Annotated in this window: 11 protein-coding genes; 9 read left to right on the top strand and 2 right to left on the bottom strand. The window is 65.8% G+C overall.

Annotated features, from left to right (window positions below; genetic code table 11):
- The coding region (locus ACOJSF_RS04250) for a catalase family peroxidase (protein WP_420140984.1) at positions 1 to 765 on the bottom strand (765 nt) is incomplete at its 3' end.
- A 506-nt stretch (positions 766 to 1,271) separates the two neighbouring features.
- Between ACOJSF_RS04250 and ACOJSF_RS04245 the strand changes: the two genes are divergently transcribed.
- The 4 genes from ACOJSF_RS04245 to ACOJSF_RS04230 all read left to right on the top strand — a co-directional run bounded on the left by ACOJSF_RS04245 (position 1,272) and on the right by ACOJSF_RS04230 (position 4,458).
- On the top strand, positions 1,272 to 2,606 hold the full coding sequence (locus ACOJSF_RS04245) for a hypothetical protein (protein ID WP_420140983.1): 1,335 nt from the start codon (positions 1,272 to 1,274) through the stop codon (positions 2,604 to 2,606).
- Between the two features lie 224 nt (positions 2,607 to 2,830).
- A complete protein-coding gene (locus tag ACOJSF_RS04240) occupies positions 2,831 to 3,391 on the top strand; it encodes a GNAT family N-acetyltransferase (protein WP_420140982.1) in 561 nt (186 codons plus the stop codon).
- 111 nt (positions 3,392 to 3,502) lie between these two features.
- Complete coding sequence (locus ACOJSF_RS04235) at positions 3,503 to 3,709, top strand: hypothetical protein (RefSeq protein ID WP_420140981.1); 207 nt, start codon at positions 3,503 to 3,505, stop codon at positions 3,707 to 3,709.
- A complete protein-coding gene (locus ACOJSF_RS04230; protein ID WP_420140980.1) occupies positions 3,706 to 4,458 on the top strand; it encodes an SDR family NAD(P)-dependent oxidoreductase in 753 nt (250 codons plus the stop codon). Before ACOJSF_RS04235 ends, ACOJSF_RS04230 begins: the two co-directional genes overlap by 4 nt.
- Positions 4,459 to 4,588: 130 nt before the next feature.
- Here the strand turns inward: ACOJSF_RS04230 and ACOJSF_RS04225 are convergent, their stop codons facing one another.
- On the bottom strand, positions 4,589 to 4,936 hold the full coding sequence (locus tag ACOJSF_RS04225; protein ID WP_420140979.1) for a hypothetical protein: 348 nt from the start codon (positions 4,934 to 4,936) through the stop codon (positions 4,589 to 4,591).
- Between ACOJSF_RS04225 and ACOJSF_RS04220 the strand changes: the two genes are divergently transcribed.
- The 5 genes from ACOJSF_RS04220 to ACOJSF_RS04200 all read left to right on the top strand — a co-directional run.
- Positions 4,907 to 6,664, top strand: coding sequence for a glycoside hydrolase family 3 protein (locus tag ACOJSF_RS04220; protein ID WP_420140978.1), 1,758 nt, complete (start codon positions 4,907 to 4,909; stop codon positions 6,662 to 6,664). The two genes, ACOJSF_RS04225 and ACOJSF_RS04220, sit on opposite strands and share 30 nt — an antisense overlap.
- Positions 6,665 to 6,922: 258 nt before the next feature.
- A complete protein-coding gene (locus ACOJSF_RS04215; protein WP_420140977.1) occupies positions 6,923 to 7,084 on the top strand; it encodes a helix-turn-helix domain-containing protein in 162 nt (53 codons plus the stop codon).
- A 289-nt stretch (positions 7,085 to 7,373) separates the two neighbouring features.
- The gene (locus tag ACOJSF_RS04210; RefSeq protein ID WP_420140976.1) at positions 7,374 to 9,026 is read left to right on the top strand and encodes a carboxylesterase/lipase family protein; all 1,653 of its coding nucleotides are present in this window, start codon (positions 7,374 to 7,376) and stop codon (positions 9,024 to 9,026) included.
- Positions 9,027 to 9,189: 163 nt separating this feature from the next.
- Positions 9,190 to 9,462, top strand: a complete 273-nt coding sequence (locus ACOJSF_RS04205; RefSeq protein WP_420140975.1) for a hypothetical protein — start codon at positions 9,190 to 9,192, stop codon at positions 9,460 to 9,462.
- Positions 9,463 to 9,531: 69 nt separating this feature from the next.
- The coding region (locus ACOJSF_RS04200; protein WP_420140974.1) for a hypothetical protein at positions 9,532 to 9,792 on the top strand (261 nt) is incomplete at its 3' end.

The raw sequence follows: 9,792 nt of genomic DNA, 5'->3' as shown, positions 1-9,792 counted from the left end.
GAGATCGCGGCACGGGCCGTCGGGCTCGGCGATGATGCGGCTGGCCGTGACCTCGCCGAGCGTCACCATCGGCCGACCTGATGGCCATGCCTTGGTCGGATCGGCGGTCACGTCGTCCTTCCCCGCAATCTGCACCACCATCGTCCACCTTGCCGGCGTCCTGCCGATCCGGTCCGCAATCTCGCGTTCGAGCGCATCGGGGTCGCTCTTCGCAAACTCCGCCGCCGGGACGGGATGGACCGGTTGCAGCGGTATCATCGACCAGCGCACGGTGCGCCGCTCGCCCCTTGCATCCGTCATGGTGAAGGAGTTGAGGCTGTTATAGCGCTCCTCGGCATAGGACTCCGTCCACGGGCCTTCCTTTGCCCAAATCATGAACGGCTTGGTGGCGGGATGCGCGGCGGCGAACTTGGCCATCGCATCCGGATCCTTCGATCCGCCGGCCTGCAGCATCGCGTAGAATTGCTGCGGCGTCGAGACGGCGAAGATCGGCGCGTTGATCATGGCGGTGCGCCATTGCGCGCCGCCGGGGGCGGAGATCAGCATTCCGACGCCCCGGACGCGGGCCGCACCGTCCTTGGCGAACGGATCGGGCGTGCCGAGATTGAAGCGCCCGACGACCGGGAAGTCGCCCTTTGCCAGCATCGGCGCGGTCGACAGGGCGGCGCCCGCCCCGCTCGAATGGAAGGTGCCGACGAAGCATATCCCCTTGGCGTGATTGACGCGGTGACCGGCGACGACCTTCGGGCCGAAGGCGTCGGCCACGCGGTTGGGCGAAAGCCGATCGGGAGAAAGCCAGCCGGCGGTATAGGCAAAGGCGCCGGCCAGGCCTCCGGCCGCTGCCGCGATGATCCCAAGCGATAGGAGAGGCGGAATTGGCGGGCGAGGAGGGCGTGTCATTCATGCTCCCGTTCCAAGTCGTCGCTCATCATGGCGTGAGCGTCGCCCCCGGAGCAATAGAAACCTTGCGCGATCGAACGGCCGGGAGGGCGGGGCCGGGACGCCGCCGCAGTCTGGCATTACCGAAACAAGCCGGTGCGCTGATTTGCCGTCGCACCGCCGGCGGCCGCTCCTGGATGTGCCAAGACCCTGCGGTCGTTTGCAAATAATTCAAAGTTTAATTGCTCTGACATTGTCCTATTCAACAGTGATTATACTTTTTCAACATTTTTGAACTTCAGAAAATCAAGATTATCCCTTGAATGTTCGTAGGTCATCACCAAGTTCCCGGCCGACGATAACTTGATCGTCTGTCCGAAGGAGCTTCGACCATGACTCGCATCGGCATGAACCTGACGACGCTCGCATATTGGTTTCCCGACCATCCTTACATCGATCGGGCCTATCTGACGCCGCCGTGGCAGGCGAAGATTGGCTACCTTCAATGCTCGATCCCCATCCCGGCGGGTCGCACCGAGATTGTCGTCGAATGGGGCGGCGCGGACAGCATGACGCCGCAGGTCCCGGTGGCTGGCAAGATCGACAAGCCGCCGGTCGAGGTGATCGACGCGCGCACCTTCCGCTTCACGGCGCCTGAGGGGCCGGAGAACCGGGCCGCGATGTTCGTCGCGCGGGGGAGCGGCCTGTCGGTGAGCAATCCGCCCTCGCTTTCGGTGGTGGAGGCCGAACACTATGCCGCATGGAAGGCCGGGGCGAAATTCGATCCGCGCCTGATCGCGGACCTCACCGGCATTCCGACCTTCCGCCTCAAGGACTGGCTCAACACGGACGGCAACACCGGTTGGCAGCGCATGCCTCTGGTGGATGCGATCGGGTTCGCGGAGGAATGCGGCGCGCGCGTGTGGGGCAACATCCGGCCCGAGCTGACCGACACGCAGATCAGGGCCGAATTGGGCATCTATGAGGCGCTATGCAGCCAGACGCCGATCATCGAATATGGCAATGAGCTGTGGAACACATCCTATCCCGCGACGAACGCGATCGCGACCCGTGCCGCTGCCGCCGGTGTATCGTTGTTCCGTCAGGGTGGCCGGGAGGCGGCCCGCCTCGGCCGCTTCGCGCGCGGACGGCGGGTGGCGCTCGCCGCCGGCAGTCAGCCCGTGTCGCCGTCCCGGGGCCTGGAATTCCTCGGGGGTCTCTCGGACGCGGGATCGGGCCCGGCCGACTTCACCTACTGGACGACGAGCATCTATCCCTATGGTACGCTGGTCAACGCCAACGGGCCGCTGCTCGCCCTTGCGCGCGCAAACGATATTCCAGGCGCCATCGCGAACATCATGGGGCAGACGGGCGCCACGAGCGAAGGACTGAGCCTCGCCGCGCTGGCGAAAACCAACGCCCAGCAGGCACAGATCGCGGCCGACAATGGCCTGACGATGGCGGTCTATGAAATGAACGCGCATCTCCACCTGAGCGCGCATCCGGCGGCGGTGCAGGCCGAGCTGCTGGACTTCATCACCCGGCTCCAGCGCGACCCGCGCGCGGCGGTGATCGCACAAGGCATTCACGCGCAGGCGCGCGCGATCGGTGCCGAGGAAGCCTGCTGGTTCGCCTGGTCGGCGCCGCCGACGAAGGCCGGCTATTTCTCGGTCAAGGGCACAGCGGCGGAGCCTGTGGTCCGTGCAGAACAGGCGGGTGCCGGCTGATGGAGCGCGATGCGGCTATCGTCGAGAGGGCTGCTCGCTCGGTCGACGTGTTCGGGAATCGTGGACCCACTCGTCCTATCGGGTGAGGTCCGCGACCCCGTCATCCATGCAGAGCATCTCGAAACGGCCACGTCCCGTGGAATTGGGCAAGTGTGTTCGAGAATTGAGGATGGGACCGGGGGCCCCTCTCACCTATCCAGGGTGCCTGATGTCTATGCACGTCGGTGGAGGCTGGTTTGATCTTTATTGATGCGTGTCCGAGCGACGCGGCGGCGGTCGCTGCGCTCGTCAACCAGGCCTATCGCGGCGCAGGCGGCGAGGGCGGCTGGACGAACGAGCAAGCCTTGATCGAAGGACCGCGTACCAGCGAAAAGGGCGTGCAGGCCCTGATCGCACGCGGGCGTGTGGTGCTGCTGCGTGAGACGGACGATGGCGCCATCGTCGGCTGCATCAATGTCGCGGTCGACGAGGACGGGGCGTGGCACACATCGATGCTCGCGGTGAATCCGGATGTGCAGACCGCAGGCGCCGGGAAAGCCATCAAGCAGGAGATCGAGCGGCAGGCGAGGGCGGCGGGCGCCACGCGCATGCGCATGGAAGTGATCGGTGAGCGTACGGACCTCGTGGCTTGGCATCGCCGACGTGGGTACGTCGCCACGGGAGTCGTCCTGCCGTTCCCCTATGATGACCCATCGGTCGGGCAGCCGCTTCGCCCGGGGCTCGAACTCATCGTGATGGAAAAGGACCTGACCCTTTCCTCAGATGCGATCGATCAATCCTCGTGAACGACTTGCCGGACGCAGCCCCTCTGACGGCGCTGCGATCGACGGACTGGGCCGCCGATCCAGGGCTGCTCGCGGCGCTGGTAAACCTGAACACATGAGCATGCGGCGGAATTGTCCTGGGTCGATGAAGACCGTTTCCGTTACATTGTCGCCTATCTGCTATCGATCGATGGCATCGTTCCGGCGGGTGCGCGGCTGGACGGGCCAGCCCTCTCGCGTATCGTGATGCCGAACCGCGATGGGTTCGTCCGCCTCGACGCGGATGGCTTCGACGGTCATATCGAGCGCACCGGACGGACCAGAGTTTCAGGAGAATGACCGTGAAGACTGCGATCGTGACCGGTGCCACATCCGGCATCGGTGAGGCTACCGCGCGGGCGTTGGCGGGGGCGGGGTGGCGGGTGATCGCCACCGGCCGGCGCGGCGACCGGCTGGCCGCGCTGGCGCAGGAGTTTGACGGACTGATCCACCCGGCAATCTTCGACGTGCGGGACGATGAAGCGCGCGATGCGGCACGCGCCGCCCTGCCCGAGGCCTTCCGGGGGATCGACCTGCTCGTCAACAATGCCGGCCTCGCGCTCGGCACCGCGCCGGCGCAGCGGGCCGATCTGGATCAGTGGCGGACGATGATCGATACCAACGTGACCGCGCTGGTTTCGGTCACGCATCGCCTGCTGCCCGGCCTGATCGAACGGAAGGGCGGCATCGTGAACATCGCGTCGGTCGCCGGCACCTATCCCTATCCGGGCGGCAACGTTTACGGTGGGACGAAGGCGTTCGTGCAGCAGTTCACGCTGAACCTGCGCTCCGACCTTCACGGCACGGGCGTCCGCGTCAGCGCGATCGATCCCGGCATGGTCGAAACCGAATTCACCCTGATCCGCACCGGCGGCGATCAGGGGGCATCGGACACCCTGTATGCCGGAGCCAAACCGATGACGGCCGAGGATATCGCCGCCACCGTACTGTGGATCGCGAGCCTCCCGCCGCACCTCAACATCAATCGCCTCGAGCTGATGCCGGTCAGCCAATCCTTCGCGGGCTTCCAGGTCGCCCGCGCCACCTGACCGTTGCTGTTTGAGCAAGTGCGTCCGATCATGTTGACAAGTAGATGCGCAGTTCTTTGGGGCCTCGGCCTTCGGGGCAGGCCATCGACCTCATGGATGTCCGGTGCTCCTTTCTAGGAACTCCGCTAACTCAAAGGTGGTGATATTGGTCTTGCAGATCCCGTCCGATCCGCCTGGGAGATGGCGGTGCTGGCCTGGCAAGACAGACCAAAGGAGAGCAACGCTGCATAAGTCCTCCATCCTCGCTGCCGTCGCCATTGCGGCCCTGATCGGTCAGGCCGCGCCCACGCGTCCGCGCCAGCCGCACCTTGGCAGCAGGACAGTCCCGATCCTGCACGCAAACGGCCTTGCCTTTCGCGATCTCGATCGGGACGGCACGCTGAATGTCTATGAGGATTGGCGGCAACCGCCCTCGCGCCGTGCCGCGGATCTGCTGTCGCGCATGACGATGGACGAGAAGATCGGCCAGATGATGCACGGTTCGCTCCGTTCGTCAGGAGACGGTTACGACCTCGCTTTCGCGCGCGATGAAATCCTCGCCAAGCATGTTACCGCAATGATCACGCGGCTGGCGACCACGCCCGCAAAACTTGCGGCGGCCAACAATGCCCTTCAGGCGATGGCGGAGGAGGGGCGCCTCGGCATCCCGCTGACGTTGAGCTCGGACCCGCGCAACCAGCTTGAGGGTGTTACCGGGGCCAGCGTCGCCGCGGGCGGCTTCACGCCCTTTCCCGATCCGCTCGGCCTGGCCGCGATCGGGGAGACGGCCACGACCGCCCGTGCCGCCGACATCGTGCGCCAGGAATATAAAGCCGTCGGGATCCGGGTCGCGCTCTCGCCCCAGGCCGACATCGCGACCGAGCCGCGCTGGGCGCGCATCGACGGCAGCTTCGGGTCCAACCCGGCGCTCGCCGCGCGCATGGTCGGCGCTTATGTCGCGGGCGTACAGGCCGGCACAAAGGGCATCGGGCGCGAGAGCGTGGCCGCGGTCGTCAAGCATTGGGTCGGCTATGGAGCCGTGGACAATCAGGGGTTCGACAGCCACAATATCTATGGCCGCTTCACCGGCGTGACCGACGCGGCGTTGCCGCAGCACATAGCGCCGTTCCAGGCGGCCTTCGCCGCGCGCGTGGCGGGCGTGATGCCGATGTATTCACTCGCCCACCGCCTGCACGACGCTGCCGGCAAGCCGGTGGAGGTCGGAGCCGGCTTCAGCCGCTACCTGCTTACCGACCTGCTCCGCCGTCGGTACGGCTATGACGGCCTCATCCTGTCCGACTGGGCCATTACGAACGACTGCCGTGAAGCCTGCCGCAACGGTGCCAGGCCCGGCACTGAACCAAGCTGGGCCGATGCCAACCCGGCGTGGGGTGTCGAGGATATACCTGAGGAGGACCGCTTCGCCAGGGGCGTGGATGCGGGCATCGAGCAGTTCGGCGGGACCACCCATGTCGACCGGCTCGCTGCCGCGATCAGGGATCACAAGGTCACACCCGCGCAGATCGATCGCGCTGTGCTCAAAATACTGACCCAGACGTTCGCTCTGGGCCTGTTCGAAGACCCTTATGTGGATCCGGATGCGGCCGCTAAGCTGGTCGGCAATTCGCGCTTTCAGGCTGAGGCGCATCGCATGCAGGCGCGATCAATCGTGCCTCTCGAGACTGACCCCGCTCTCTATCCGCTCCTTGCCGCCACGCATCGCCGCCTGTTCCTGCGCGGGCTATCGGCCGAGCCGTTCGCTGCGCTGGGCTTCATTGTCGTCGACCGGCCCGATCGGGCCGATGCCGCGATCGTTCGGCTTTCCACGCCGCATCAACTCCTCCACCCGAACTTCGCCGCCGGTCGCGTCCAGCACGAAGGCGCACTCGACTTCCGCGATGGCGATCCGGATTTCGAGGCCGTGAAGCGCATCGGCGCTGCGGTTCCAACAATCGCCATCGTCCACCTCGATCGCGCCGCCGTCCTCACCGCGCTCCGACCTCACGTTGCCGTCCTCGCCGGCGATTTCGGCGCAACTGACGCGGCCGTGGCCGACGCGTTGGCCGGTCGCATTCGTGCCGAAGGTCGCCTGCCGCTCGAACTGCCTTCATCGATGGAGGCGGTCGAGAAGCAGCGGCCCGAGCTATCCGACGACACGGGAGAACCGCTCTACCCGTTCGGCTACCGCGCTGAAGACGTTGTCAAAGCGCCTGCCGGAGCGGGATAGACAGCCGCTCACCGGGCCGGATGAGCATGGCCGGAGCGCCATCGCTACTGCCGCGGACGTAAGCCGAATGGTCACGGCACCTAGCGGCACGTCGCAACGGGCTACGCTCATTGGGTTCTTTAACCGCTTGGGTGGCCTTGCCGGTGGTCGCTCAGCGGATCGGGCAGCTGACAGGACAACGCAACGTCGCCGTTGTCATGGCGGGGGCCGAAGCGGGCCATCGCACAGGGAGAGACGATGCGCCGAAATCCAAGTTTGATGGGTCTGCGGCTCTTCATGCTTGTGGCGCATCATCGCAGCTTCAGCGAGGCCGGCCACCTCGCCAACGTCTCCCAGCCGACGCTCAGCCGGACGATCCGCCTGCTGGAGGGGCAGCTCGGCAGCCGGCGTTCGATCGCAATTCGCGCAACGTCGCGCTGACCAGCGCGGGCGAGGCGCTGCTCCCGATCGTTTCGTGGCCGGCCACAGACGATCGTCAGTGACGGACACGATCGCGGTGCGCGCGGCGGTGAATTATGACCGCCGCGACAGCTTCCTGCGCGAAGGGCCGCGCGTGCGACCGAAGCGCTCGGTAGCGCCTTCAAAGGTAGAAAAGAGGCTTGCGCCGGCTCTCGGCGTCGAACGCTGTCTATATTGTCCGCCGTCACCCGCCATGCGAAGAGACGCGAAAACAAGCGGGAGAGAGATGGTGGCGGAACGGCAGCTTTCTATGGACACGCTTAGCCGACGCGCATTGTTTGGCGGTGCGGCGGCGGGCGCGGCGATGCTGACCGTGCCCAGCGAGGCAGTTGCGCAGAGGCGAACCCGTTCGGGCGGCGACACGGGCACATGCTCGACACCGCGCAGCGCGATCGCTCGCACCCGCTACGGACGCGTTCGCGGATTCGTCGCGGACGATGTCCTCCACTTCAAGGGCATCCCTTATGGCGACGACACGGGCGGCGCCAATCGCTGGCTCCCGGCAAAGCCGCCCAAGCCGTGGGACGGCGAATTTAATGCGCTGACCTATGGGGCCAACTGCCCGCAGACGACGCACAACTTTCGCGCGGTGGAGCATACCTTCCTTCAGCAGTGGGACGACGGCTTCCAGGGTGAAGACATGCTGAAGCTCAATCTCTGGACGCCGTCGCTCAGCGGCAGTCGTCCCGTGATGGTGTATTTCCATGGCGGCGGCTTCAGCTTCGGGTCCGCCTATGAGCTGGCGTCGCACCACGGTGCCAACATGGCGCGTAACCATGACGTGGTGCAGATTTCCATTAACCACCGCCTCAATGTTCTCGGCTTCCTCGACCTGACCGAGGTGGGCGGGGCCGCCTACGAAGAGTCGGTCAATGTGAGCATGACCGACTGCATCGCGGCGCTGCGCTGGGTGCAGGAAAACGTGGCGAACTTCGGGGGCGATCCGTCGCGCGTCACGATCTATGGACAGTCGGGTGGCGGTTCGAAGGTGACGACGCTGCTCGGCATGCGCGCGGGCAAGGGGCTGATCCACCGCGCGATCGCCCAATCGGGCGGCGGCGGGGCGCTGCCCACGCTCGATCAGTCGAAGGATTATTCGCGTCGTCTGATGCGCGAGCTCGGGCTTGGCCGCAACGGCCTCGAAGCGCTCCAGAAGATGGGATGGAGCAGGCTTTTCGCGGCGAGCAACAAGGTCGCGGGGGAGATCAATGGCCCGGCGCCGCGAACGCTTGGCGGGCCGCCCCCGGTGCCGCGGGTCGGGTGGGGACCGACCCTCGACGGACGCGTGATCGACGTCCGCTCCTTCTCCGCCGTCGCGCCCGACGTCTCCCGCGACGTACCGGTCATCTTCGGCAATACCAGCGAGGAAGGAGTGCGCTGGGGATCGAACCCGACCGAGGCCGAGTGGCGTACCGAACTTGCGGGCATCCTGGGCGCGTCGAAGGCCGATGCGCTGATCGCGTCGATGAAGAAGGCGCACCCGGAAAAGGCCATCCGGACGCTGTCCTATGGCGTGCAGAGCATCGCCTATCGCAACCGTGTGCAGGATATGGTGCGGTTGAAGCACCAACAGGGCGGCGCGCCGGTCTATCAATATCTCTTCCAGTGGCAGACCCCGCAGCTCGACGGACTGCCCGGCGCCTGGCACACCGCCGACCTCGCCTTCTGCTTCGACAACACGGCGCGCTGCGATCAGGGAACGGGAAATACGCTCGAAGCGCGGCGGCTTGCCACGCGCATGGCGACGGCGTGGGCGAATTTCGCGCGAACCGGCAATCCCAGCCAGCCGGGTCTCGCCTGGACCCCGTCCGATCCGGAGCGGTGCCAGACCATGGTGTTCGACAATCAATGCCGGATGGTCGACGATCCCGAGGGCGAAAGCCGCCGTATTCTGCTCGGCTGAGCCTCGCCGCCGGCGTGGGGGCTTGGCGCCTTGCCTCACGCCGGCGTGCTCCAACAACGACACACCGCGCGATCCGGACCGCCCGCCACAGGTTCAGATAAGCGAAAGCCGGCCTGGCGTTCTTCCGACACATAGCCCCGACGAGGGGCAGGAAGGAGCCAGGATGAAGACGTTCATGAAGGGTATCTTAGCCGCGATCGGCCTCGTGCTCGCGACGAGCGCCGTACCCACCGCCGCGGAAGCGCGTGACCATCACCGGTACGATCGGGGCTACAAGTACGACCGCCACTATCGCGGCGATCATCGCCGGTATCGGTACGATCGTCATTACCGTAACCGCTATCGCTACCACAACCGCCGCCATTATGCCTGGCGCGGGCCCGACCGTTGCCGGACGGTCTGGGTGAGGGGTTACCGCACGCGCCGCTGTTATTAAGCGTCACCGCGCGCCGCACGGCGGATCGAAGTCGTTCGAAGTCCTAACCGATCAATCGATCCATGACAGATGCGCGTCTATGTGCATTCTGGTAACCGTGTGGCGCGCTTCATCCCTGAGCAGTGCGATCGCACTCAGCGCCAGATTGGGACGGTCGCCGAGTTCGCTTCATTCGCCGCGCAGGGGCGCCTGGTCCGTGCGATGTCCCAAGAACATCGCCAGTGCGGTGTGAGCAACCGTCGCAATGTCTCAGCCGCCGCCCGTTTCGATCGCGAGGCAGGCGAACTGTCCACCCGACGGACGATGATTGGCGTCGCGCCTGATGGATCG

This window comes from Sphingomonas sp. (assembly GCF_048594985.1).
Taxonomy (GTDB): Bacteria; Pseudomonadota; Alphaproteobacteria; order Sphingomonadales; family Sphingomonadaceae; genus Sphingomonas_I.
This window is presented reverse-complemented; position numbering and strand designations above follow the sequence as displayed.

Coding starts and splice junctions, on each gene's coding strand:
- ACOJSF_RS04205 (WP_420140975.1), top strand. CDS start 9,190: ATGAAGACGTTCATGAAGGGTATCTTAGCCGCGATCGGCCTCGTGCTC.
- ACOJSF_RS04215 (WP_420140977.1), top strand. CDS start 6,923: ATGGGTCTGCGGCTCTTCATGCTTGTGGCGCATCATCGCAGCTTCAGC.
- ACOJSF_RS04210 (WP_420140976.1), top strand. CDS start 7,374: ATGGACACGCTTAGCCGACGCGCATTGTTTGGCGGTGCGGCGGCGGGC.
- ACOJSF_RS04220 (WP_420140978.1), top strand. CDS start 4,907: ATGGACGAGAAGATCGGCCAGATGATGCACGGTTCGCTCCGTTCGTCA.
- ACOJSF_RS04230 (WP_420140980.1), top strand. CDS start 3,706: ATGACCGTGAAGACTGCGATCGTGACCGGTGCCACATCCGGCATCGGT.
- ACOJSF_RS04245 (WP_420140983.1), top strand. CDS start 1,272: ATGACTCGCATCGGCATGAACCTGACGACGCTCGCATATTGGTTTCCC.